The sequence below is a fragment of the Xanthomonas sp. LF07-6 genome, assembly GCF_034105445.1.
Classification (GTDB): domain Bacteria; phylum Pseudomonadota; class Gammaproteobacteria; order Xanthomonadales; family Xanthomonadaceae; genus Xanthomonas_A; species Xanthomonas_A sontii.
Genome location: NZ_JAXGGI010000001.1, coordinates 970,374 through 993,833, shown reverse-complemented (window position 1 = coordinate 993,833; position 23,460 = coordinate 970,374). Strand labels below are relative to the sequence as shown.

Annotated in this window: 26 protein-coding genes; 7 read left to right on the top strand and 19 right to left on the bottom strand. The window is 71.5% G+C overall.

The features are described 5' to 3' along the window. Positions 1–153 precede the first annotated feature (153 nt). Genes SLW56_RS04320 through SLW56_RS04310 form a run of 3 tightly spaced genes read right to left on the bottom strand, consistent with a single transcriptional unit; the run spans position 154 to position 2,228 of the window. Positions 154–1,059, bottom strand: a complete 906-nt coding sequence (locus SLW56_RS04320; protein ID WP_320694382.1) for a histone deacetylase family protein — start codon at positions 1,057–1,059, stop codon at positions 154–156. Between the two features lie 24 nt (positions 1,060–1,083). Next, positions 1,084–1,638: a cob(I)yrinic acid a,c-diamide adenosyltransferase gene (locus SLW56_RS04315; protein WP_320694381.1), complete on the bottom strand. Its 555-nt coding sequence runs from the start codon at positions 1,636–1,638 to the stop codon at positions 1,084–1,086. Between the two features lie 5 nt (positions 1,639–1,643). Then, the gene (locus tag SLW56_RS04310; RefSeq protein WP_320694380.1) at positions 1,644–2,228 is read right to left on the bottom strand and encodes a hypothetical protein; all 585 of its coding nucleotides are present in this window, start codon (positions 2,226–2,228) and stop codon (positions 1,644–1,646) included. Positions 2,229–2,371: 143 nt separating this feature from the next. Here SLW56_RS04310 and ubiH point away from each other — a divergent pair, with 143 nt between their 5' ends. From ubiH to comJ, 3 genes are all read left to right on the top strand, one after another. Continuing rightward, complete coding sequence (gene ubiH, locus SLW56_RS04305; RefSeq protein WP_267085603.1) at positions 2,372–3,586, top strand: 2-octaprenyl-6-methoxyphenyl hydroxylase; 1,215 nt, start codon at positions 2,372–2,374, stop codon at positions 3,584–3,586. Then, positions 3,583–4,761, top strand: coding sequence for a UbiH/UbiF family hydroxylase (locus SLW56_RS04300; protein ID WP_267085604.1), 1,179 nt, complete (start codon positions 3,583–3,585; stop codon positions 4,759–4,761). Before ubiH ends, SLW56_RS04300 begins: the two co-directional genes overlap by 4 nt. A gap of 223 nt (positions 4,762–4,984) precedes the next feature. Beyond that, positions 4,985–5,473, top strand: coding sequence for a competence protein ComJ (gene comJ, locus SLW56_RS04295; RefSeq protein ID WP_267085605.1), 489 nt, complete (start codon positions 4,985–4,987; stop codon positions 5,471–5,473). 254 nt (positions 5,474–5,727) lie between these two features. On the opposite strand, the gene SLW56_RS04290 is transcribed toward comJ, so the two are convergent. The 4 genes from SLW56_RS04290 to SLW56_RS04275 all read right to left on the bottom strand — a co-directional run bounded on the left by SLW56_RS04290 (position 5,728) and on the right by SLW56_RS04275 (position 8,378). Next, on the bottom strand, positions 5,728–6,048 hold the full coding sequence (locus tag SLW56_RS04290) for a hypothetical protein (protein WP_010340011.1): 321 nt from the start codon (positions 6,046–6,048) through the stop codon (positions 5,728–5,730). Between the two features lie 187 nt (positions 6,049–6,235). Continuing rightward, positions 6,236–6,631: a hypothetical protein gene (locus tag SLW56_RS04285; protein WP_017915448.1), complete on the bottom strand. Its 396-nt coding sequence runs from the start codon at positions 6,629–6,631 to the stop codon at positions 6,236–6,238. A gap of 43 nt (positions 6,632–6,674) precedes the next feature. Beyond that, complete coding sequence (locus SLW56_RS04280; RefSeq protein ID WP_320694379.1) at positions 6,675–7,397, bottom strand: hypothetical protein; 723 nt, start codon at positions 7,395–7,397, stop codon at positions 6,675–6,677. An 81-nt stretch (positions 7,398–7,478) separates the two neighbouring features. After that, complete coding sequence (locus SLW56_RS04275) at positions 7,479–8,378, bottom strand: SMP-30/gluconolactonase/LRE family protein (protein ID WP_267085606.1); 900 nt, start codon at positions 8,376–8,378, stop codon at positions 7,479–7,481. 125 nt (positions 8,379–8,503) lie between these two features. On the opposite strand from SLW56_RS04275, the gene SLW56_RS04270 reads away from it, so the two are divergent. Continuing rightward, on the top strand, positions 8,504–9,619 hold the full coding sequence (locus SLW56_RS04270; RefSeq protein WP_320694378.1) for a Gfo/Idh/MocA family oxidoreductase: 1,116 nt from the start codon (positions 8,504–8,506) through the stop codon (positions 9,617–9,619). A gap of 116 nt (positions 9,620–9,735) precedes the next feature. On the opposite strand, the gene rlmM is transcribed toward SLW56_RS04270, so the two are convergent. The 7 genes from rlmM to SLW56_RS04235 form a co-directional block, all read right to left on the bottom strand. Next, complete coding sequence (gene rlmM / locus SLW56_RS04265) at positions 9,736–10,800, bottom strand: 23S rRNA (cytidine(2498)-2'-O)-methyltransferase RlmM (protein WP_267085608.1); 1,065 nt, start codon at positions 10,798–10,800, stop codon at positions 9,736–9,738. A 20-nt stretch (positions 10,801–10,820) separates the two neighbouring features. Beyond that, a complete protein-coding gene (locus SLW56_RS04260; protein ID WP_017914178.1) occupies positions 10,821–11,381 on the bottom strand; it encodes a nucleoside deaminase in 561 nt (186 codons plus the stop codon). After that, positions 11,381–11,788, bottom strand: coding sequence for a hypothetical protein (locus SLW56_RS04255; protein WP_267093538.1), 408 nt, complete (start codon positions 11,786–11,788; stop codon positions 11,381–11,383). Before SLW56_RS04255 ends, SLW56_RS04260 begins: the two co-directional genes overlap by 1 nt. A 59-nt stretch (positions 11,789–11,847) precedes the next feature. Further along, positions 11,848–12,228 (bottom strand): STN domain-containing protein, encoded by a 381-nt coding sequence (locus SLW56_RS04250; protein WP_267103539.1) that lies wholly within the window; start codon positions 12,226–12,228, stop codon positions 11,848–11,850. A gap of 46 nt (positions 12,229–12,274) precedes the next feature. Beyond that, positions 12,275–13,234, bottom strand: a complete 960-nt coding sequence (locus tag SLW56_RS04245) for a DMT family transporter (RefSeq protein ID WP_152235588.1) — start codon at positions 13,232–13,234, stop codon at positions 12,275–12,277. 39 nt (positions 13,235–13,273) lie between these two features. After that, positions 13,274–14,050, bottom strand: a complete 777-nt coding sequence (locus SLW56_RS04240) for an AraC family transcriptional regulator (protein WP_295907678.1) — start codon at positions 14,048–14,050, stop codon at positions 13,274–13,276. Positions 14,051–14,299: 249 nt separating this feature from the next. Beyond that, complete coding sequence (locus SLW56_RS04235) at positions 14,300–16,054, bottom strand: glutamine--tRNA ligase/YqeY domain fusion protein (protein ID WP_320694377.1); 1,755 nt, start codon at positions 16,052–16,054, stop codon at positions 14,300–14,302. A gap of 206 nt (positions 16,055–16,260) precedes the next feature. On the opposite strand from SLW56_RS04235, the gene SLW56_RS04230 reads away from it, so the two are divergent. Further along, a complete protein-coding gene (locus tag SLW56_RS04230; RefSeq protein WP_295907683.1) occupies positions 16,261–16,488 on the top strand; it encodes a DUF2007 domain-containing protein in 228 nt (75 codons plus the stop codon). A gap of 159 nt (positions 16,489–16,647) precedes the next feature. On the opposite strand, the gene SLW56_RS04225 is transcribed toward SLW56_RS04230, so the two are convergent. Genes SLW56_RS04225 through SLW56_RS04215 form a run of 3 tightly spaced genes read right to left on the bottom strand, consistent with a single transcriptional unit; the run spans position 16,648 to position 19,714 of the window. Next, the gene (locus SLW56_RS04225) at positions 16,648–17,109 is read right to left on the bottom strand and encodes a response regulator (protein ID WP_267085613.1); all 462 of its coding nucleotides are present in this window, start codon (positions 17,107–17,109) and stop codon (positions 16,648–16,650) included. Further along, positions 17,106–19,016 (bottom strand): ATP-binding protein, encoded by a 1,911-nt coding sequence (locus SLW56_RS04220; protein ID WP_320694376.1) that lies wholly within the window; start codon positions 19,014–19,016, stop codon positions 17,106–17,108. Before SLW56_RS04220 ends, SLW56_RS04225 begins: the two co-directional genes overlap by 4 nt. Further along, positions 19,013–19,714, bottom strand: coding sequence for a helix-turn-helix transcriptional regulator (locus SLW56_RS04215; RefSeq protein ID WP_152237886.1), 702 nt, complete (start codon positions 19,712–19,714; stop codon positions 19,013–19,015). The genes SLW56_RS04220 and SLW56_RS04215 overlap by 4 nt, the downstream gene beginning before the upstream one ends. A gap of 126 nt (positions 19,715–19,840) precedes the next feature. On the opposite strand from SLW56_RS04215, the gene SLW56_RS04210 reads away from it, so the two are divergent. Together SLW56_RS04210 and msrA are read left to right on the top strand one after the other, a co-directional pair. Further along, a complete protein-coding gene (locus tag SLW56_RS04210; RefSeq protein WP_267085615.1) occupies positions 19,841–20,362 on the top strand; it encodes an SgcJ/EcaC family oxidoreductase in 522 nt (173 codons plus the stop codon). A 103-nt stretch (positions 20,363–20,465) separates the two neighbouring features. Then, positions 20,466–21,116, top strand: a complete 651-nt coding sequence (gene msrA, locus SLW56_RS04205; protein ID WP_267093546.1) for a peptide-methionine (S)-S-oxide reductase MsrA — start codon at positions 20,466–20,468, stop codon at positions 21,114–21,116. Positions 21,117–21,202: 86 nt separating this feature from the next. Here msrA and SLW56_RS04200 read toward each other — a convergent pair whose 3' ends face one another. Continuing rightward, on the bottom strand, positions 21,203–22,432 hold the full coding sequence (locus SLW56_RS04200) for a hypothetical protein (RefSeq protein ID WP_320694375.1): 1,230 nt from the start codon (positions 22,430–22,432) through the stop codon (positions 21,203–21,205). Positions 22,433–22,622: 190 nt separating this feature from the next. Continuing rightward, the gene (locus SLW56_RS04195; RefSeq protein WP_320694374.1) at positions 22,623–23,192 is read right to left on the bottom strand and encodes a type 1 glutamine amidotransferase family protein; all 570 of its coding nucleotides are present in this window, start codon (positions 23,190–23,192) and stop codon (positions 22,623–22,625) included. Between the last annotated feature and the right edge of the window lie 268 nt (positions 23,193–23,460).

Below are 23,460 nucleotides of genomic sequence, written 5' to 3'. Positions count from 1 at the left end.
TATCGGGCGAAAACGGTCGCTAGCTTGCCCCATCCCGTGCATAGGGGCAATGAAGGCGTCCCCGGGGCGGGGGACGGGGTTCATCGGCCTGGCGGGGCGGGGTTTCGATCCGGGCGTGCCGCGCCGCGGCCGCCGCCGCGCGGGCGCTGACCCTCAGCGCAGCGCGTCGACGTGGGCGACGCTGCCCTCGCGCAGGGCCTGCAGGTCGTAGCCGCCTTCCAGCAGGGACACCACCCGGCCGCGCGCGTGCCGCTGCGCGACTGCGCGCAGTTCGGCGGTGATCCAGCCGAAATCCTCGGTCTCCAGCATCAGGTCGGCCAGCGGGTCGCGCATGTGCGCGTCGAAGCCTGCCGAGATCAGCAACAGCTGTGGCTTGAACGCGTCCAGCAGCGGCAGCATCTGGTCGGCCCAGGTGTTGCGGAAGCGGAAACCGCCGCTGCCCGGTGGCAGCAATGCGTTGTGCAGGTTGCCGACGCCGCGGTCGTGGACCCCGCCGGTGTGCGGGAACAGCCCGGACTGGTGGGTGCTGAGGTACTGCACCCTCGGCTCGCGCTCGAAGATCGCCTGGGTGCCGTTGCCGTGGTGCACGTCGAAATCGACGATGGCGATCCGCTCCAGCCCATGCGCGTCGCGGGCGTGGGCGGCGGCCACGGCCACGTTGTTGAACAGGCAGAAGCCCATCGCGGTGTCGGCGGTGGCGTGATGGCCGGGCGGGCGCACCGCGCAGAATGCGGTGTCGGTGACACCGTGCATCACCGCGTCCACGGCGGCGACGCCGGCGCCGGCGGCGCGCAGCGCGGCGGCGCGCGAGCCGGGCGAGAGTACCGTGTCCACGTCGAGCATCTGCGGGCCGTCGAGGTCGGCCAGAACACGATCGATCAGGTCGCGCTCATGGACCCGGGCCAGGTCGCCGAGCTTGGCCAGCGGCGCCTCGCGCCATTCCAGCGCGGGAAAGGCCTCGCGCAGTGCCGTTCTCACCGCGTCCAGGCGCTCCGGCCGTTCCGGGTGTTCCGGTCCCGGCGCGTGGCCCAGGCAGGCAGGATGGGTGTAGATCAGCATGCGTGGCCGCGGCCCGGGCGTGGCTCAGGCCTGGCGCCGGTCGTGGCGCCACAGCACTTCGCCGTGGCCGTCGGCCCGCGCCAGCACCCGCGCCAGCACGAACAGCAGGTCGGAGAGGCGGTTGAGGTAGCGCACCGCTTCCGGGCGCACCGCGTCCTGGCGCGACAGCGCCACCGTCTCGCGCTCGGCGCGGCGCACGATGGTGCGGACCAGGTGGCAGCGTGCCGCGGCCTCGCCGCCGGCGGGCAGGATGAAGTCCTGCAGCGGCGGCAGGGTGTCGTTGTAGCGGTCCAGATGCCGTTCCAGCGCGTCGATGTCGGCGGCATGGATCGCGGCGTGGCCGGGGATGCACAGCTCGCCGCCGAGATCGAACAACTGGTGCTGGATCGCGGTCAGCAGGTGCCGCACGTCCTCGGCCAGCGGGCAGGCCAGGACCACGCCGATCGCCGAGTTGGCTTCGTCCACGGTGCCGTAGGCGGCGACCCGTGCCGAGTCCTTGCCGACCCGGTTGCCGTCGCCCAGGCCGGTGCTGCCGTCGTCGCCGGTGCGGGTGTAGATCTTGGAGAGGCGGTTGCCCATCCTGGTCAGTGACCGACCGGCTGGCCGCGCTGGCCCAGCCGCGCTAGCTGCTCGACGCCGACCTGGATCGCCGCGGCCAGCGCCACATACAGGCTGGCGCTGCCCAGGTAGGGCAGCAGCCAGTCGCTGTAGTTCTGCCACCAGCCGGCCAGGGTCGGGTTCGGCACGCTGCGGCTGACCCAGTAGAAGCTGCCTTGCGCCAGCAGGTGGCACAGCGCCACCGCCACCAGCAGGCTGCCGGCGGCCAGGCCCAGGGCGCGCCAGTCGGCGCCGCGGTAGCGCCGCGCCAGCCAGGCGCCGCCGGCCCACAGCACGAAATAGGCCGGGATCAGGCACCAGTAGGCCGGCGACACGCAGTAGTGCTGCCAGAAATCCAGGCCCTGGCTGCGGATGACCAGGTAGTCGACCAGCACCGCCAGCGCCATCAGCAGCGGGAACGCCCAGCGGGTCCAGCTGCGCAGGTAGAAACCGCCGACGAAGAACACCGCCCACGACGCGTCCGGGATCGCCCCGAAGTGGTTGATGCGGGTCGCGGCCAGCAGCGCGGTCAACAGCAGCAGGGCGGGGAGGCGGTGGGTGGAAGGCGTCATGACGGCGGGCACCGGGGCACGTAAGACCCCGGATTCTACTGGAAGCGCGGCGTGCGCGAGCGCCGTGCGCCGCTGCCGCCACGGCACGCAAGCTGGGCGGTGGCGCTCACCGGGCAGACGGGTGCCGGTCGTATCATGGCCGGATGAGCAAACGACATGACGTAGTGATCGTCGGCGGCGGCCTGGTCGGCGCCAGCCTGGCCATCGCCCTGGACCGGCTGGGGGTGGACGTGGGCCTGGTCGAGGCTGCGCCGCCGGGCGCGTTGCCGCCGGTGTTCGACCAGCGCAACCTCAGCTTCGCCGCCGCCACGGTCAACGCGCTGAGCGCGCTTGGGGTGATGCAGCGGTTGCGCGCGGCGACCGGGCCGATCCGCCGCATCCACGTCAGCCGCGCCGGCGATTTCGGCCGGGTGCGGCTGGAAGCCGCCGACTACGGGCGCGAGGCTTTCGGCCAGGTGGTCGTCGCGCGCGACTTCGGCGAGGCGCTGGAGGCCAGCTTGGCGGCGACGCGGCAACTGACCCGCTACCGCCCGGCGCAGTTCGTGGCGCTGGAGCCCGACGCCGAGCATGGAGAGCGCCGGGTGCGCATCGCCCGCGACGGCAGCGAGCAGGTCCTGCACACGCGCCTGCTGGTCGGTGCCGACGGCAGCGCCAGCGCGGTGCGCGAGGCCTTGGGCATCGCCGCAACGCGCCACGATTTCCAGCAGACCCTGTTCGTGGCGCGGGTACGCGGCAGCCGCCAACCCGACGGCACCGCCTACGAGCGCTTCCGCGACGACGGCCCGACGGCCTTGTTGCCGCGCGGCGACCGCCATTACGGCGCGATCCACGCGGTGGCCGCCGAGGACGCCGACGCGGTGGCCGCGCTGGACGAGGGCGCCTGGCTGCAGCGGCTGCAGGACGCGCTGGGCTGGCGCGTCGGCCGCCTGCTCGGCAGTGGCGAACGCAGCGCCTACCCGATCGTGCAGGTGCTGGCCGAGCGGCTGACCGATGCGCGCGCGGTGCTGCTGGGCAATGCCGCGCAGACCTTGCACCCGCTGGGCGCGCAGGGCTTCAACCTGGGCCTGCGCGATGCGCTGACCCTGGCCGAACTGATCGAGCGCGACGGCACCGACCCGGGCACGCCGGCGCTGCTGCAGCAGTACGCGCAGCGCCGCGAGCAGGATCGCCAGCGCACGGTGACGTTCTCCGGTGGGCTGGCGCGGCTGACCGCCAACCCGGCCACGCTGCTGCGCCCACTGCGCAGCCTGGGCCTGCTGGCGGCGGCGCAGGCCGCGCCGCTGCAGTCGTTCCTGGTCGGAGGCGCGATGGGCTTCCGCGGCGATGTGCCGCAGCTGTGCCGGGAGACGCGCGCATGAGCCGGCGCGGTGCGCTGGATGTGGTGGTGGTGGGCGGCGGCGTGGTCGGCGCGGCCTGTGCGCTGGCCCTGGCCGGCGAAGGCCTGGCGGTGGCGCTGGTCGAGGGCCGCGAGCCGCCGCGCTGGTCGGCCGACACGCCGGACCTGCGCGTCTACGCCTTCGCCCCGGACAACGCGGCGCTGCTGCAGGGCCTGGGCGTGTGGCCGCAGGTCGTCGCCAGCCGCGCCAGCGCGTACCGGCGCATGCGCGTGTGGGATGCCGGCGGCGGCGGCGAACTGGCCTTCGACGCCGACACTCTGGGCCGCGACCAACTCGGCTGGATCGTCGAACACAATCTATTGGTCGAACAGCTGTGGGCGGCGCTGCCCGCGGCCGGCGTGCAGGTGCATTGCCCGGCACGGGTGGAGGCGCTGGAGCCGTCGGCCGAGCGTGCGCGCCTGCGCCTGGACGACGGCAGCCGCCTGGACGCGCGTCTGGCGATCGCCGCCGACGGCGCCGAGTCCACGGTGCGCGGCCTGGCCGGGCTGGACGCGCCGGCGCACGACTACGGCCAGCGCGGCGTGGTCGCCTTCGTGCAGACCGAACAGCCGCACCAGGACACGGCCTGGCAGCGTTTCCTGCCGGGCGGCCCGCTGGCGTTCCTGCCGTTCGCCGACGGCCGCAGCTCGATCGTGTGGACCTTGCCCGAGGCCGAGGCGGCGCGGGTGCTGGCGCTGGACGGTGCGGCGTTCGGCGCCGAACTGACCCAGGCCTTCGGCGCCCGCCTGGGGGCGGTGCGCGCGCTGTCGCCGCGGCTGGGCTTCCCGCTGCGCCGGCAACTGGTGGAGGCCTACCAGCGCGGCCGCCTGCTGGTGCTGGGCGATGCCGCGCACGTGGTGCATCCGCTGGCCGGGCAAGGCGTCAACCTGGGCCTGCGCGACGTCGCCGCGCTGGCGACACTGGTGCGGCAGGCGCAGGCGCAGCGGGTCGACTGGGCGGCGCCGCAGCGGTTGGCGCGCTGGGCGCGTGGTCGCCGCAGCGACAACACCGTGGCCGCCTACGGCTTCGATGCGATCAACCGGCTGTTCTCCAACGACGAGCTGCACCTGACCCTGCTGCGCGGCCCGCTGCTGGGCCTGGCGGGCAAGCTGCCGCTGTTGATGCACGGTTTCTGGAAGCGCGCTTCCGGCGTGTGACTGCGCGCTCCGGCCCGGCGCGGCGGCCGCAGATTCGACCACGCGCGCCGAGCGGCGCCCGTACCCTCATCCGCCCCCTCGGGGGCACCTTCTCCTGGAGGGAGAAGGAAGAGCCAGCTTCGGCTGGTTTGCTTGAGCCCCTCTCCCCTCGGGAGATGGGTTGGGGTGAGGGTAGGGCGCGAAGCGCAGCACGCAGGCCGCGTTCCTGCCATGGAGAACGACGATGCAAGACGCGACCCGGACGCAGACCGTGGATCTGCTGATTTCCCATAGCCAGGTGCAGTTGCGTGCCCGCGCCTTCGACGAGGCCGCCTGCAGCTGGGGGCCGCGCAATCTGGAGCAGGGCGCGGTCCTGCATCGCGACTACGTGGTGTTCGATCCGTTGCCCGAGGACGCGTTCGGCGCGCAGGTGCACCTGGTGCTGGCCACGGCGTTCGCGCCCGATCCGCGTGCGCAGCGGCGCATGCAGGTGCCGTTCCGGGTGAATCCGGATGCGCGGGTGCAGGTGGCGTCTGCCGCCGAGGCCTTCGATGTGACACTGGCGCTGCAGCCTGGCGACTACGCGCTGTACTACGAAGTCTGCGAAGGCGACGACGAGGTGGATTACCGGCTCACCCTGGTGCCGGCGGCGCAGCCGGTCGCGGCGCGCTATCTGCTGGACGATCCCTGGGGCGGGGTGCGGGATGCGCTGCTGCAGGAGGGACTGCTGTAGCTGTCGTCAGCGCGGTGAGCGAGGCCGAGCGGCGGGGTGGCGTGGTGGAAGACACGCGCTGCGAGGAGATCGGGTCGATGCAGCGGCGATGGCGGCGTCAGTGTGGGTGATGCGGTTGCGCGATGCTGTGGCGCTTGCGTTGCCGGTGTCTGCGGTGTTGTCGCTTCAGAAAACAATCGCGCCGCATGCGGCGGGAAGGCCGCAGGCGGCGCGCGTGGTGGAGAGGGTGCGGGTCAGTCTACGCGTGAGTCGCGTCACGTCGACATCCAGCCTTCCAGGTCGGCCTTGCTCAGGCGGCCGTGGTGATGCACGTCGACGGCATCGAACTCGGCGTACAGCGTCGGGTCGGCCTTGGCTTCGGCGCGGCTGATGTAGCCGTCATGGTTGCGGTCGAGCTTGGCGAAATCGATGTGGTAGTCGCCGACGATCGAGTTGGGTTCGACCGAGGTGACATTGATGATCTGGCCGTTCTGGTGCAGGGTCACTTCGTCCGGCGCCGACTGCGCCATGGCCAGCGCCGGCGCGGCAAGCAGCGCGAACGCGAACGGGACGAGACGAGGAACGATGCGGTTCATGGCACGACTCCTGTTGCTGGGAAGGAGTCAAGAACATAGGCCTGGCCGAATTAATCGACACTAAAAAAATTGGGCGTTCGCATCTGCACGTCGGCGCTGTTTAGCAAGCGTTTCCAATATGCCTTGGGCCGCGACCGACGGCGTCCCGGCGTCCTTCATGGCGGCGCCGGGACGCATGTCGCTGCGGCTACAGCCAGCCGGCGAGCTGCGCGCGGCTGAGGCGACCGCTGCGGGTGGTGTCCAGCGCGTCGAACTCGTCGGCCAGCGACGGATTGGCCTGCGCTTCGCTGCGGCTGATATAGCCGTCGTGGTCGGTGTCCAGCGCCTCGAAGTCGATGCGGTAGCTGCCGGCCACACGGTCCGGCTGGATGCTGCGCACGGTCACCTGCGCTTCGCCGGGCGTGGCCGGCAACTGCACCTGGTGAGTGACCACGCCATTGCTGAGCGGCTGCGCGCGCACGTTGACCGGCACGTCGCGCAGCGGCTCGGTGGTGGCGCTGGAGGCAGTGTTGAGATTCTGCGCCGCGGCCGGCGCGACGCAGGCGCACAGGCAGCAGAGCAGGGCGAGGGAACGGCAGGACATGGACACAACGGACTCCAGTATGGCGATGGATGGCGGCCCCGGCTCAGCCGGGGATGAACGGAAACGCGAGCTTCAACAGGCCCTTCAGCCCGCCCTCGGCGGTGCTGGCGACGGCCTTGGCGCCGAGGCTGTTGAGCGCGCGGCGCACGTCCTCCCAGCGTAGCTTGCTCACGTCCTTCTTCAATAGATCGGCGACCTCCTCGGCGGTGGGCGCCAGCTTCTGCAGTTCGTGCGTCACCTTATCCGGCTCCGGCTGCAGATAGCCCCAGCGCTCGGCGATCTTCAGCAGCGTGTCGAAGCGCACCGCCATCACGTCGCGGTTGCGCTCGTACACGGGCATGGCGCCGACGTCGACGATGGCCTGTTCGAAGCGTTGCTGGTCGTCGGGATGCTCGATGCGGATCGCCAGGAAGCCGTCCTTCTTGCTGCGCTCGCTGACATGCTTTGCCCCGGCGCGCAGGTTGTCCTCGGTGAGCACGGTGGCGACGATGCGCTGCAGCGCCACCTCGTTGTCCTCCGGCACCAGCGCACGCCAGCGCGCATAGCCGTCGCGGCGCAGGCCCTTGACCTTGGCCGGGGTCACCCGCAGGCGCATCGCCACTGCGTTGTTGGAATCGCTGCGCGAGATCGCGCCGTCGCGTTCCAGCAACACGAAGATCAGCAGTTCCAGGTCGCGCTTGGTCAGCGACTGGAAGCCCTGCAGCAGGGTCAGGCGCAGGAATTCGTCGGCGAAGCCGGCCGGGTTGTTCAGTTCGATCGGCTGCATGTGCGCGGCCCTCCAGTCAGTGCAGCCAGGATGCCAGGGGACCATTGCGCGGGCTGAGACGCCGCTGCGATACGCATCCCATCAGCGTCCGTGCTCGCGGCCGGGGCGGTCGCTGCGGAAGGTTTCGATCGCGCCACGGTCTTGCAGGGTCACGTCGACATCGCGCCCGTCGGCGCCGCCGAAGGCCAGGTTGGTGGGCTTGCGGCCCTTGGTCGCGACCTCGTGCAGCAGCGTGCCGTCGGGCGCCAGCACGATCACCTTGCCGGCGTCGTAGCGGGCCACGTACAGGTTGCCGTCGATGTCGCAGCGCATGCCGTCCAGGCCGGCGTCGGTGAAGCTGGCGAACAGCCGCTTGTTGGAGACGGCGCCGTCGGCCGCACGGTCGTAGACCCAGATCCGACGCTGCACGCTCTCGTTGACGTACAGGCGCTTGCCGTCGGGGCTGACCTCGATGCCGTTGGTGGTGCCCATGCCGGTTTCGATCAGGTGCGCGCTGCGGTCGCGGTCGATGCGCCACAGCTGGCCGCCGTCGTGCTTCCAGTCCGGGTCGCTGGCGTACAGGGTGCCGTCCGGCGCCATCGCGATGTCGTTGGGCTGGAACGCGCCCGGCAGCGTGGCGTAGACCTCGATGCGCTTGCTGCGCAGGGCGATGCGCAGGATGCGGTGCTGGCCGTAGTCCGCAACGTACATGCGCCCGCGGCGGTCGAAGCGGATGCCGTTGCCGATGCTGCCGTCGGGAAGATCCACGAACAGCGTGGCCTGGCCGCGGCCGTCGGCGTCGCGCTGGACCCGGCCGATGCTGCCGTCGTGGGCGAAGTTGACCACGTATAGCGCACCATCGGGACCCGTCGCAGGCCCTTCGATCTTGTCGGTGAATACGCCATCGCCGACCAGGTCGCGGGCGTGGAACAGGGGTTCCTGCGCCCCGGCCGGGGCAGCCAGCAGCAGGGCGAGGGCGGCAAGCAGTGGGCGGCAGCGCATCGGGTGTCCGAACGGCGGGGGAGGCGGCAGTTTGCCAGAGGCCCCGGCGCATCGCGCGATAGCGCTCACAGTGCCGATGCCGCGCCAGCGGTTAGGGTGAAGCATCCTTCCGGTCGGAGTTGCGCATGGAGCCGTCCTCGCCGAATCGCCGCCGCCTGTTGCTGGCCGGCCTCTCCGCCACCGCCGCCGGCCTGCTCGGATCGTCTGCATGGGCGGCCGCGCCGGCACGACGCCGCAAGCCGCTGGGCGTGGCCCTGGTCGGTCTGGGCGAGTACGCCAGCAGTCGTCTGGCGCCGGGGCTCACCCTGACCAGGCACTGCCGCCTGGCCGGCATCGTCACCGGCTCGCCGCAGAAGATCCCGCAGTGGCAGGCGCGCTATCGCATCCCGGATCGCAACGTTTACAGCTACGACGAGTTGGAGCGCATCGCCGACAACCCGGACATCGACGTGGTCTACGTGGTCACGCCCACTCATCTGCATGCGCCGCTGAGCCTCCGCGCCGCGGCCGCCGGCAAGCACGTGTGGTGCGAGAAGCCGATGGCGCTGCACGCCGAGCAGGCGCAGGCGATGATCGAGGCCTGCGCGCGCAACAAGGTGCGGCTGAGCATCGGCTACCGCATGCAGCACGAGCCCAACACGCGGCGCCTCATCGCCCTGGCCGGCGAACGCCCGTTCGGGGCGATGCGCAGCGTGCGCGCCGAGGCGGGCTATGCCGGCTATGGCGACACCGACCCGGCGCAGCGGCCGTGGCGGCTGCGCGCGCAGTACGGCGGCGGTGCGATGTACGACATGGGCGTGTATCCGCTCAATGCGGCGCGCTACACGACCGGCGCCGAGCCGCTGGCGGTCAGCGCGCGGCGTTCCACCGATCGGCCGGCGCTGTTCGACGAGGTCGACGAGCACATGCACTTCACCCTGGAGTTCCCGCACGAGGTGACCGCCAACTGCGCGGCCAGCTTCGGCCGCACCATGAACCTGCTGCGCGCCGAGTGCGCGAAGGGTTGGTACGAACTGGCGCCGTTCCAGGCCTACGACGGCGTGCGCGGCCGGGCCAGCGATGGCCGCCTGTTCGACGCGCGGGTGCGCCACCAGCAGGCGCTGCAGATGGACGAGGACGCGCTGGCGATCCTGCAGGGCACGCCGCTGCGCGTGCCCGGCGAGGAAGGCTTGCGCGATATCCGCATCGTCGAGGCCATCCAGCGTTCGGCGCGGGAGGACGGGGCGCGGATCGTGCTGTAGCGGTGGCGGCGCCAATGCGCTCGTCACAGGAGCGGCTTCAGCCGCGATGGCTTTCCCGGGAAACCCATCGCGGCCGAGCCGCTGCTACGAAACACCGGATGTGGACGCGCGACCGCTCAGCCCGGGATCGCCAGCACCGTGATCTCTTCGCGGTCGTGGTAGAGCTGCTTGGCGCGCAACTGCAGCGGGCGCTCGGCGCGTTCGGCGAACAGGTCCAGGCACAGCCGGGTCTCGTCCCAGCGCTTCTTCATCGGCAACTTCAGGTTGAAGATCGCGTGCCGGCACCAGCCCTCGCGGAACCAGGTGGCCATGCGCTCGGCGACGCGGCGCGGCTGCTCGACCATGTCGCAGACCATCCAGTCCAGCGGCTGCGGTGGTTTCCAGTGGAAGCCGTCGGCGCGCAGGTGGTCGACCAGGCCGCTGTCGAGCACGTGCTGGCGCAGCGGGCCGTTGTCCACGCTGGTCACGTGCAGGTGCTGGCGGGTCAGCACCCAGGTCCAGCCGCCGGGGGCGGCGCCGAGGTCGGCCGCGCGCATGCCCGGGCGCAGCAGCGTCTCGCGCTCGTGCGGGGTCAGCAGCGCCAGCAGCGCTTCTTCCAGTTTCAGCGCCGAGCGCGAGGGCGCCTCCGGCAGCAGCTTGAGGCGCGGAATGCCCAGCGGCCACGGCGCGCTGTCGTCGCTATCGGCCACCGCCAGCAGGGCGTGGGTGCCGGTCACGAAGCACACGTGCAGGCGCGGCAGCCGCGGCTGCGGCTTGTCGCTGAGCAGGCCGGCCTTGCGCAGCGCCGGGCGCAGCGCGTTGCCGAAGCTGCGCGCCAGGCCCGACAGCGGCTTGCCGGCGTCCGAGTCCGGATGTTCGACCCACAGGTCGCCGAAGCGCGGTTGTCCGGCAAGCGCCTGCAGGATCGGCGCGATGCGGTCGTTGGCCGGCAGCTCGCGCAGGTCGGCCAGCAACTGCAGCTTCTGCCGGGCGAAGATCAGCCCGCGCCAGGGCAGCGCCTGCGCCGGCACCGCGGTGTCGCTGAGCAGCAGCGCGTAGCCGCTGTTGCGCTCGGTGCGCGCGTAGGCGGCCAGCCCGGCCTCGCCGGCGCGGGCGTTGAGCTCGGCCGCCAGTTCGGGTTCGAAGCCGGGCCGGCAGTAGCACAGCAGGCCATGGACCAGCGGGCCGTTCTCGAAGGACATGGGCAAGCCTTCCGGCGGGATCAGTAGCGGGGGCTGTCGAGTTCGCCGTAGCGGCGCAGCACCGCGCAGGCAGCGTCGCGGTGCAGGCCGCGCACCACCTCGATGCCGCGGCGTTGCAACTCGCCGACCCAGTCCGCCGGCAGCGGGCCTTCGTCGAACGGGGTCAGCGCCATCACGTCCTCGGCGCTGGCACCGATCAGCAGGCGGTCGATGCCGGCCCAGATGGTGGCGCCGTAGCACTGGCAGCACGGCTGCGAGGAGGTGGCCAGGGTCACCGGCGACAGCACCGCGTTCAGCCGCGGGGTCTGCAGGCGCTGCTGGGCCAGCATGTAGGCCATGTTCTCGGCATGCGCCAGCGAGGTGGTCTGCGGTACCACGCGATTCACGCCGACGGCGATGATGCGGTGGTCCGGGCCGAACACCGCCGCGCCGAACGGGCCGCCGCTGCCGGCGTCCACGTTCAGCCGCGACAGTTCCACCGCCAGCGCGACCTTGTCGGCGTCGCTGGCATAGACGGCCTGCGGATCGACCGCCTCGTGGATCCAGGCGGGCAGGGTGAGGTGGACTTGCGCGTAGAGCATCAGCGGACGGGTTCGGCAGGCTGGGGGGCGCGCAGTGTATCGGCTTGCGCGGCGCGCGCGCTGCATTGCCCGGCCACGCACGAGCAGCCGGCGATCGCGCGCGAGCCGCACACGCTCATGCGCCCGCTGGCCTGGCACTGCGCCATCACGCCCTGCGGATCGGTAGGGCTGTCGCGGTTGACGCAGGCCGGCATCGCGCCGCAGCAGTTGCCGACGTTCTTGACGGTGCAGTCGGCATCGGTGCGGCAACTGGTGTCGACCTTGATTGGCAGGCCCGGTGCGGATGCCGTGGGTGCCGGCGCCGGCTCCGACGGCTTGGCGGTCTCGCTGCGCGCGCAGGCGCTGGACAGCAGCATGCCGGCGATCAGGCACAGGGAACACAGCAACGACGCGAAATGACGGGGCATGGCGATCTTCCGTGCGGTGGAGTGCGGCCATGGTAGCAACCCACCGCGCCGCCGCCGGGTCAGCGGCGCACGACGGTCATCGCGTCGGCGCTTTCCTCCGAGATCCGCAGCGCTGTGCCGTCCAGCGCCTGGTGCAGCGCCTGGCGGATGCTGACCTGTCCCTTCACCGCGTTGACCGGCAGCGAGGCGAGGCCTGGATCGCGGTACACGACCATGCAGCCGGTGGCGTGGGCCAGTTGCTGCGACACCTCATCGAAGCGCCCGGCCGGCAGGTCGTAGGCGTGGTCGGGGACGGCGTCACACTTGCCGGTTGCCGCCGGTGCGCTGGCGTTGGCGGCCGGGTTCGGCGCCGCCCCGGATGGCGCGTTGGAGGCGTGGCAGCCAGCCAGTGCGGCGACTAGGACGAGAGCGGGACAGCAACGGCGCAGGACGGTGTGCATGGCGCGATTCCCGTTGGAGGACCTGCGCAAGTCTAGGCAGCGCCGCTTAACCGGGCTTGGCTTCGCGCACGGCGGGTTGCGGCCGCGCATGCACCAGGGTGCACCACAGCACGCCGCCGAGCAGGCAGGCGATCGCCAGCAGTTCCAGCGCGGTCGGCCAGCGCTGTTCCCACAGGAAGCCGTACAGCAGCGCGAATACGGTCTCGAACACGATCATCTGCCCGACCAGGGTCAGCGGCAGCAACCGGCTGGCGTGGTTCCAGCAGGCGTTGCCGATGACCGAGGCGAACAGCGCCAGCACCAGCGCCATGCCCCAGAAGCGCATCCAGTCGGCGCCGGCATGGGCCGTGCCTGACAGGGCGAACGCCGGCAGCGCCAGGGTCAGGGCCAGCGCGCCGGTGACCACGCCGGTCAGCAGCGACCAGTCGCGGCCGGACAGGTCCGGGCGCCGCCGCAGCCAGCGCGCGTTCTTGATCGAGTAGGCGGTCCAGCACGCCAGCGCGCCGACCGCACAGGCCAGTCCCGCCGCACGCAGGCCGAGGCTGGCGGGAATGTGCGGCCGCGCCACGGCCAGGGTCTGCACCGCGACCAGCGCCACCCCGAGCACGCACAGCGCGCAGGGCGCGGCGAGCCGGCGCAGGCGGACCGCGCCGGCCGCGCGCGAGCCGATCACCGTGACCGCCGCCGGCAACAGGCCGATGATCAGCGCGGTGGCGGCGCCGCCGGCCCACTGCACCGCACTGCCCAGCAGCACGTAGTAGACGATGTTGCCGAGCAGGCTCAGGCGCAGCAGCGCCCACCATTCGGGCGCGCCCAGCGGCGCGGTGGCGGTGCGCCAGCGCGGCAGCAGCACCACGGCAGCGATGGCGCCATAGGCCAGGTAGCGCGAGATGGCCAGTTGCAGCGGCGAAAAGGCGCTCAGCAGTTGCGGCGCCAGGAACACCAGGCCCCACAGCGCGCCCGCGACCATGCCGCTGCCGACCCCTGCCCATAGACGTTCGCGCATGCGGTTCGTTTCCGTATCGGCCGTGTCAGCCGTGACGGCTCAGCATGCCGGCGCCGGCAGCGGCCGGCTTGTCCCAGACTCCTGTCCTGGCGCCGGGCGATGACGGCGGCGGTAGGCGGCCGGGGTCTGCCCGGTGCTGCGCTTGAGCGCGCGGGTCAGCGCGCTCTGGTCGGCATAGCCGCTGTCCTGGGCCAGGTCGGCGATCGGCCGGGTGCCGTGCGTCAGTTGCCGGCGCACCCAGTCCAGCCGCCGTGCTGCCACCCAGTCCTGCGGCGTGCGCCCGAATGCGGCGCGGAACAGCGTGTGTAGGCGACTCGGACTCAGGTGCGCCAGCTGCGCCATGCGCCGCACCGGCCAGTCCTGGCCGGGCGCGGCCTCGATGCGCCGGCACAGCGCCTGCAGCCGCTGCCAGCCGCGCGGCGCGGTGTCCGCCTGCAGCCAGGCCAGCACGGCGGCGCCGGCTCGGGCATGGGCGGCAGCGAGGTCCGGATGCGGCGCCTGGGCGGCGAGCAGATCCTGCAGCGGCGGCGGCAGGTCGAGGAAGGGCTGTCGCCGCAGGCGCTCCAGCGCGTCGTCGCCGAAGGCATCGGTGCGGCAATCGACGATCAGGAAGCGGTTGGCGTCCAGCGCGGACTGCGCATGCCGCGTCTGCGGCGCGACCACCGCGGCGCGGAAACGGTCCAGATAGCCGCCGCGGCCGTCCACTTCCAGCTCCATCGAGCCGTGCAACGGCAGCACCAACTGCACGTGGTCGTGCTGATGGGCGGCGCCGTCGCGGCCGTAGCTGCGTAGGCTGAAGGACGAGGCGGGGGACATGCCCGTTACGCTAGCGCGCGGGCGGTGGCGGGGGAAGGGCGGGGATTGGGGATTGGGGGGGGCGGGACCCGGGACCCGCCAAATAATCCGATGAAAAAGTAGCTGCTTTTTTTGGGAGGGGCTTCAGCCCCGACGCGACTTACCGGTAAAGCCCGTCGGGGCTGAAGCCCCTCCCACAGTGCAATTACAACCGCCTAGCACTCGCGGAAGATTCCGGGTCCCGGGTCCCGGCTTCTTCGGCCTCCCTCGTCAGCCGCCGCCCTGGCCGCCGCTCCAGGTATCGCGCAGGGTCACGCTGCGGTTGAACACCGGCGCGTCGGCGCGGTGGTCGTAGCGGTCGGCGACGAAATAGCCGGTGCGCTCGAACTGGAACGCCTGCTCCGGCGCGGCCTGGGCGGCGGCGGGTTCGACGTAGCCGCGCACGCTGCGCTTGGAGTCGGGGTTGAGGTGGTCGCGGTAGGTCTTGCCGTCGGACTCGTCGTCAGGCTTTTCCACCGAGAACAGGCGGTCGTACAGGCGGATCTCGGCCTCCACCGCGTGCACGGCGCTGACCCAGTGGATGGTGCCCTTGACCTTGCGGTTGGCGCCTTCCATGCCCGGGCGCGATTCCGGGTCGAGCCAGCCGCGCAGTTCCACGATCTCGCCGGCGTCGTTCTTGATCACCTCGTCGACGCGGGCGATGCCGGCGCCGCGCAGGCGCACTTCGCCGCCCGGCACCAGCCGCTTCCAGCCCTTGGGCGGGACTTCGGCGAAGTCCTCGCGCTCGATCCACAGTTCGCGCGAGAACGGCACTTCGCGCGTGCCGAAGCTGTCGTTCTTGGGATGGTTGGAGAAGGTCAGCGTTTCGCTGTGGCCCTCGGGCAGGTTGCTCAGCACCAGCTTCAGCGGCTCGATCACCGCCATGCGCCGCGCGGCATGCGCGTCCAGGTCTTCGCGCAGGCAGCCCTCCAGCACCGAGAAATCGATCACCGAGTTCTGCTTGCTGATGCCGACGCGGTCGACCAGCAGGCGCAGTGCGGCCGGCGTGTAGCCGCGGCGGCGCAGGCCCTGCAGGGTGTACATGCGCGGGTCGTCCCAGCCGTCCACCAGGCCCTCGGCGACGAGTTGGGTCAGCTTGCGCTTGCTCATCACCGTGTAGTTGATGTTGAGCCGCGAGAACTCGATCTGCCGCGGCTTGGCCGCCTCGCGCGGCAGGCCCTTGTCCAGCAGCGGCTGCAGCAGTTCGGGGTGGCCGGCCAGATCGACCTTGTCCACGCACCAGTCGTACAGCGGGCGGTGGTCCTCGAACTCCAGCGTGCACAGCGAGTGGGTGATGCCTTCCACCGCATCGCCCAGCGAATGCGCGAAGTCGTACATCGGGTAGATCGGCCAGGCGTTGCCGGTGTTCTGGTGCTCGACGTGCTTGATCCGATACAGCGCCGGGTCGCGCAGGTTGATGTTGCCGCTGCTCATGTCGATCTTGGCGCGCAGGGTGCGCGCGCCGTCCGGGAACTCGCCGGCGCGCATGCGTCGGAACAGGTCCAGGTTCTCCTCGACGCTGCGGGTGCGGTAGGGCGAGTCGCGGCCCGGCTCGGTGAGGGTGCCGCGGTACTCGCGCACCTGCTCGGCGGAGAGGTCGCAGACGAAGGCGTGGCCGTCGCGGATCAGCTTCTCGGCGGCCAGGTAGTACACCTCGAAATAGTCCGAGGCGTGGCGCAGCTCGGCCCAGTCGAAGCCCAGCCAGCGCACGTCGTCCTGGATCGCGGCGACGAATTCGGGATCTTCCTTGGCCGGATTGGTGTCGTCGAAGCGCAGGTTGCAGCGCCCGCCGAACTCGGCGGCGATGCCGAAGTCCAGGCAGATCGCCTTGGCGTGGCCGATGTGCAGGTAGCCATTGGGCTCGGGCGGGAAGCGGGTGCGGATGGCCGTGTGCTTGCCGCTGGCCAGGTCCTCGCGGACGATCTGGCGGATGAAGTCTTTCTTCTCGGCCGGGGCGGAGGCGTCGGTGGCGGGGGTGTCGGACATGCGCGTCAGCGAGTAAGTAAAGCGCAAGTTTAGCCGAGCTGGCCGGCGGCCGCCCCGGCGCGTAGGCTGCGGCTTGGCCCAGCTGCGAGATCCCGCCATGTCCTTGTCCTGCTTCGTCGTCGGCGATCTGCTCCAGCCCACGTGGCCGCAGCGCGCCTGCAGCGCCCACCCCGCCGACGGCGGCGCCCGCGGCTGAGGGGCCGACCATGCAGATCGCCTACCGCGCCCAGCACCTGATCGATGCGCACCTGGCCAAGCACGCGCTGGAGGACGCCGGCATCACCGCCTTCGTGTTCGGCGAGGCCCTGCTCGGCGGCGCCGGCGAACTGCCGTTCGGCGTGGTCCATGTCTGCGTGGCCGACGAACTGCTGGAAAAGGCCCAGGAAGTGCTGATGACGCTGGGCCTGGGCGGGCAGGTGACGCGGGCGATGTAGGAGAGGCCGGGACCCGGGACCCGGGACCGGGGGGCTGAGGCGAGTGCGAGCGTGGCGAGTTGCGGCAGGAGGACTGCCGGTGAGGACGTTCTTTGCCGTTTTTACCGCAGATCGCGATTTACGCTTTTCCGGGTCCCGGGTCCCGGGTCCCGGGTCCCGTCACTCCGCCCGCCACCCCGGCGGCACGGCATCCGCCACGGCCAGCGCACGCAGGCGCTTGAACAGCACCACGGTCTCGGCCACGTTCCAGACCCGCAGGGCGACTTCGAAGGTGTCCAGCGGCTTGGTCAGGAAATCCTTGGCGCCCAGGCCGAGGGCGCGGTGGCGGGCGCTGCGGCTGGGGTCGGCGGTGAGCACGATCACCGGCAGGAAACTGGACGGGCCGGCCAGGCGCGCCAGTTGTTCCAGGATCGCGTAGCCGTCCAGCTCCGGCATCATCAGGTCGAGCAGGATCAGGTCCGGCGCGAACGCCGCGACCAGGCCCAGCACCCGTTGCGGGTCGGTGGTCGCCACCACCTGGCGGAAGCCTTCGCGCTGCAGCAGTTCTTCCAGCAGGCGCACGTTGGCCGGTTCGTCGTCGACGATCAGGATGCGGGCGGCGAGGACATCGTTGCGGGTCATGCGAGGTGTCGGTCCAGAACGGAGAAGAAGTCGGCCACGTCCAGCGGCTTGGTCAGGTAGGCACGCACGGGCTCGCCCTGCACGCGCGCCAGCGTGGTCGCGGTGGCATCGGCGCTGATCACCACCACCGGGATCGCCGCGGTGTGCGGCTGCGCGCGCAGCGCCTGCAGCAGGTCCTCGCCGTTGCCGTCGCTCAGGTGCAGGTCGAGCAGGATCAGGTCGGGCGTGGCCTGCTGCAGATGCGCGCGCGCCTGCGCCAGGCTGGCTGCCTCGTGCAGGCGCCAGTGCGGGCGGCGTTCGACCAGGGTGCGGATCAGCGCCTGGTTGGACGGGTTGTCCTCTACGCTCAGCAACTGGCGCTGGATCCCGCTCGCCGTCGTCGCCATCACGGCGGGGTCAGGCAGTGCCGCTGCCTGTGGGCGGTCCAGCGGCAGGGCGATGGTGAAGCGCGATCCGTCCGCGCCGCTGTCCACGGCGATGCGCCCGCCCATCGCCTCGGTCAGGCGCTTGCTCAGCGCCAGACCCAGACCGGTGCCCTCGATCGCCGAGCGCTCGGCGCCGAGCCGCTCGAACGGCGTGAACAATCGTTCCACCTGCGCCGGCGTCAGGCCGTGGCCCTGGTCGTGCACGCTCAGCGCCAGGGACTGGCCTTCGGGCACCGCGCTCACCCACACCGCGCCACCCGGGCGGTTGAACTTGATCGCGTTGGACAGCAGGTTGATCAGCACCTGGCGCAGCCGCTGCGGGTCGGCGCGCACGGTCCACTCCGGCGGCAACTGCGGCGGCCGCAGCACGATGCCGCGCGCCTGCGCCTCCGGTGCGACCAGGCCCAGCGCCTCTTCCAGTGCGGCATGCACCGGCACCGGGCGCGGGCTCAGGTCGAGCTGGTCGGCCTCGATGCGGGCGATGTCCAGCAGTTCGGTGATCAGTCCCAGCAGGTGTCGGCCGGCGCCGAGGATGTGCTGCAGGTGGTCGCGCTGCGCCGCGCCCGGCAGGTCCATCTCCAGCACCTGCGCGTAACCGAGGATGGCGTTGAGCGGCGTACGCAGTTCGTGGCTGCTGCGCGAGAGGAATTCGGTCTTGGCGCGGTTGGCGCTCTCGGCCTCGCGGCGCGCCGACTGCGCTTCCTCGGCGCGCGCGGCGAGCAGGGTGCTGGCCTGCTGCAGGCGTTGCGCGACCTGGCCCAGTTCGTCGCCGGCCGGTGGCTGTGGCGCCAGCGGCCGGCCGTCGCCGAGGCGGTCGGCATTGGCCGAGAGCTGGCGCAGGCGTCGCGACAGCGACGAGGCGAACCAGGCCACCGCGAGCACCGCACCGAGTCCGCCCAGCATCGCCGCGCACAGGGTGATCAGCAGGTTGCGCTGGCGCAGCGCCTGCGCCTTGGCGGTGCGCACCTGCAACTGCGCGGTCTCGTAGTTGCGCAGCTCGCGCAGTTCCGCGCGCAGGATGTCGAGAGTGACCTTGCCCTCGCGCAGCTGGCGGATCTCTTCCTCGCGGCTCAGGTCCGGCGCGAGCAGCCGCCGCCAGCCCTGCATCTTCTCCTCGAACAGCGGCTGGATGCGGGCGAAGCGCTGCGCCTGGCGCGGGTCGGTGATGCGTTGCGACAGGCGCTGCACCACGGTCTTCAGCCGCGGCTCGGCGTCGCGGTACGGGGTCAGGAACGCGTCCTGGCGCACCAGCCGGTAGCCGCGCACGCCGGCGGCGGTCTCGGCCAGCAGCGCATGCGCCTCGTGCAAATCGCTGAGCAACTGCAGGGTGCGGCGCACGTCGTTCTCGGCGGCGATGTTCTGCCGCTCGACGCTGTAGATCGCCACCAGCGCCGCCACCAGCAGCAACAGCGGCAGCGCCACCAGCGCCAGGCTCTTGCGGGTCAGCGGCCAGTCGTTCCAGCGCCGCGCCAGCGCCCTCACAGCGCCACCCCCGCCTGCACCGCGACCACCGCGGCCTGGGTGCGGTCGGCCACCTGCAGCTTGTGCAGGATGCGCTCGACGTGGACCTTGGCGGTGCCGGCGCTGATGCCCAGTTCGGCGCCGAGCGCGGCATTGGTCAGCCCGCGCGACAGTAGCGCCAGCACCTGCCGCTCGCGCGCGCTGAGCACGGCCAGGCGGTCGGCCTGCGCCGGTTTGCGCCGCCGCGGCGCACGCGGCGGTTCGGCCGCCAGCGGCGCCAGCAGCGCGGCGATCGCGGACAGGGCTTGCACGTCCTCCGGTGCCGGGACGGTGCGGGCGTCCCAGCCCAGGCACAGCATGCCCAGCGGCACGCCCAGCGTGGCGATCGGCAGGCACAGTTCGCCGGCCTCGTTGGCGGCATCGCCGCGCAGGCGCCACGCATGCGCTGGCGCCTCGACGGCGACGCTGGCGCCCGGCGGCAACGCATCGCCCTGGCTGGCCAGCACCAGGCAGCGGGCGCCCCGCACCGCCAACACCGCGGCGTGCGGGGCCGCGACCAGGCCGCTGGCAGATACCAGGACGTGCGCGGAGGCCTGCGCGGCATCGCCGGCCTCGCGCAGCGCCGCCGCGGCGGCGGCCACCGCCTGCCAGCGCGCCGCGTCGGCGGCGTCGCGGCGCAGTGCCTCACGCCACTGGCCTGCATTGGAAGGAGGGTGCACGGGCGCGTCTCCGTATGCCGAACGGCATATTCGAGGATATGCCGCCCAGCGGATGTTGCGCAAGCCGCCGCTGCCGATACTCGCTTCGCCCCGAGACGGCATCCCCTCAGCACACGGAGACTTCCCATGCGTCGCATCCTGTTCGCCCTGGCACTGGGCCTGACCACCACCTCCACCGCGCTGGCCGCGCCGGCGATGCACTACGACGGCGAGCCGGCGACACCGGCCAGCAGCGCCGAACGCGAGATCGCCGGCCTGTTCGACCGCTGGAACGCGGCGCTGGCCACCGGCAATCCGCAGCGCGTGGCCGACCTGTACGCCCGCGACGGCGTGCTGCTGCCGACCGTGTCCAACCAGGTCCGCGCCAGCCGCGCCGAGATCGAGGACTACTTCAGCCACTTCCTCGCCGCCAAGCCGCGCGGCGCCATCAACTACCGCCAGGTGCGGCTGCTCGACGACGACAGCGCGGTCGACGCCGGCGTCTACACCTTCACCCTGAACAATCCCGACGGCAGCACCCGCCAGGTGCAGGCGCGCTACACCTTCGTCTACGAAAAGCGCGACGGGCGCTGGCTGATCATCAACCACCACAGCTCGGCGATGCCGGAACCGGTCGCCGCCGCCACGGCCAGCGCCGCAACGAAGTGAACGTCGCGCCTGTCACCGCCGCCGCGGTGGTCGGGCGCACTTGAAAGCGGGCTCCGGCAGCGCCATCCACCTGACATCGCCGTCGCTGCCAGGAGTCTGTGCCATGTTGGGAATCGGTGCCTTCAAGCAGCGCCTGCCGCACCCGGGCGAGAGCCTGCCGGGACGCGCGCAGCCGCTGCCGCTGCACAACCGCCACTTCGTCAACGGCCACCCCTTGCGCGATGCCTTCGCCGGCCTGGAGCAGGTGCAGTTCGGCCTGGGCTGCTTCTGGGGCGCCGAACGCAAGTTCTGGTCGCTGCCCGGCGTGTTCAGCACGGCGGTCGGCTATGCCGGCGGCGAGACGCCCAATGCCACCTATCGCGAAGTGTGCTCCGGTCAGACCGGTCACACCGAGGCGGTGCTGGTGGCGTTCGACCCGCAGACCGTGCGCTTCGAGCAGTTGCTGCAGACCTTCTGGGAAAGCCACGACCCGACCCAGGGCATGCGCCAGGGCAACGACACCGGCACCCAGTACCGCTCGGCGATCTACTGCACCACCCAGGCGCAGTACGAGGCCGCGCTGGCCAGCCGCGATGCCTACCAGCAGCGCCTGGACGCCGCCGGCTACGGTTCCATCACCACCGAGATCCGCTTCCCGGCGCCGCCGTTCTACTACGCCGAGGACGAGCACCAGCAGTATCTGGCCAAGAACCCCGGCGGCTACTGCGGCCTGGGCGGGACCGGGGTGAGTTGCCCGATCGGGCTGGAGGCCTGAGCCAGCGCATCTGCGCGTGGTGCGCGCAGGATGCTGTCGCCATCCAGGGTCACCCCGACCGCGGGTGACGTCTCGACGCGAGCCCGTTACTTCGCGGCACGCGAATCGCGCGTGCTCGCGGCGGCCTGCCGCAGCCGCGCCGCATAGCCGGACAGTTGCAGCGCCTTGCGCGGTGATAGCTCGGCCTTGAGCCGTTCGATCGCCGCGTCGCCGTCACGGCTGCGGCCGAGCGCGTAGTCGGTGCGTGCCAGTTCCAGCGTCGCGCGCTGGCGGACCGTCAGATTGCCGAAGGGATCGAAGAACGAATCCACGCGGGTGCGGTCCTGCACGCCGGTCCAGCCGAATGCCAGCTCGGCTGGAGTTTCCTCGGCGAGCCGTGCGTAGCGCCGCCGTGCTTCGGCCGGTGCGAGCTGGCCGCTCAGCAGGGCCAGGCGGATCCGCAACAGCGCCGTTTCGGCGGCCGGCGCGTCGGCGGCGTAGGCAGCCAGGACGCGGCTCATCCATGCCCAGTCGACGTTGCCGGTCTCGGCCTGGGTGCCGAGCAGGTTGAAGGCGAGGATCGCGGCGCGCTGCGTCGCGGTGGTGGCGCGCGCGACCGCGTCCGCGGTGGGGCGCCCCAGCGTGGACGGCTGCACCAGCGCGATCGCCGGGTCGTGCGCAAGGATCGCCTCCAGGTCCGGTTTGTGGAAATAGCCCACCACGACCAGCACGGTCTTGCCCGGGTGCGCCAGTGCCGCGGCGCGGATGCGCTGGGCCTGCAGGAAGGTGCGGTACAGGTACAGGCGTCGCGGCAGGTCCTGGTCGGCCCGCGGCGCCGGCGTCTGCGCCCATTTCTGCACCGCGGCCACGTTCTCGGCCGCATCCGCCGCAAAGAAGTCGCGCTGCAGGGCGGCCTTGTCGGGGAACGACAGGAAGCCCTGGAACCCCTGCTCGCGGCGCAGTTCCAACGGCGTGTCCAGATCCATGCCGAAGCCGAGTCTGGCGTCCTCCACCGGCGGCATCCAGTCGATCGGACAGAGGGCGACGGGATGCGCCGCGGCGTACGGCAGGATCACGCCCTGCACCTCGTAGGTGTATTCGTAGTAATCGCCGCGCGCCGCCTGCTCCGGCGGGCGTTCGATACAGATCGCGTCCGGTGCGAGTTGCTCCAGGAACGCCGCGAGCACGCCCGGCTGGTCGCGTTCGGAAACCAGTTGCCCCGCGTGCTCAACGCCCAGGATCGCGACCCGGGTCGGTGCCGGTGTGGCGGCCATGCCGGTGGCGCTGGCGGCGGCCAGCGCCAGCGAAAACAAATAACGCGCCATCCATCCGCGCATGCGCCTTCTCCTGTCGACGTCGTGGAAGCACCCTGCTGGCGCGCTGGCATGCGTGACCGCCGTTGCGTCACGCCCGCCGCGGATCGACCGCGACGCCGCGGGCTGCCGCCGATGGTGGGTTGCAGGGTGTGGCGACAAGTGTAGTCATGGCGTGTCGCCGCCGTCTGCATGACAGGTGGCACTGGTCGCGTTACACGAACTCGGCCGCGAACATCTGCCGCATCTGCGCGATCTGCTCTTCGCGTTCGGGGTGCAGCAGCCGCAGGCATTCCTCGGCGAAGCTGACCGGGCTGGTGCCGGGAGCGGTGATCAGCCCGCCAGCGCTGACTACGCGGCGTTCCTGATAATGCGTGCTGCCGGCATAGACGCCGGCGTGCTCGCGCAGGAAGGCTTCGGAATTGCTGGTGTGCGGACGGGTATCGAGCAGGCCGGCGTAGGCCAGCGCCAGGGTCGCGCCGCAGATCGCCGCCACGCCGCGGCCCGCCTCCAGGCGCTGCTGCAGCAGTGCGCTCAGTCCTGGAATCTCGCCGGCCTGCCAGCGGTCGCTGCCGGGCAGCAGCCACAGGTCGGCGTCCAATGGCGCCAGGTCCGACAGCGCATAGGTGGGGTGCAGCTCCAGCCCGCCGATCGAGGTGATGGACTTGCCGTCGATGCTGGCGATCTGGATCGTGTCGCTGAACCAGGCCCGCGCCGCCGGCAGGATGGTGCCGATCTCCCAGTCCGCCACGCCGTCCACCATCACCACTGCGATCGTCGCCATTGCCTTGCCTCTGCACTCGGGCGCGCAGCATAGCCTGGGAAAAGTTGCGGCCGCGCCAACGCGGCGTCGAAAGCGTCATGGGTGATACGCGTTGTGGCTGCGCCTGTTTTGGCGTTCTTGGTTGGTGCGCATCGCGCAGCGCAAGCGCCTGTAGCGACGACATCTGATCGGGCGGGAAAACGGCGGCGAGAGGCGCACCCGCTTGGCCAATTCCCCATTCCCGTTTCCCTATTCCCGGCACCCCAAGCGCAGCATCACCGCGCTTGGG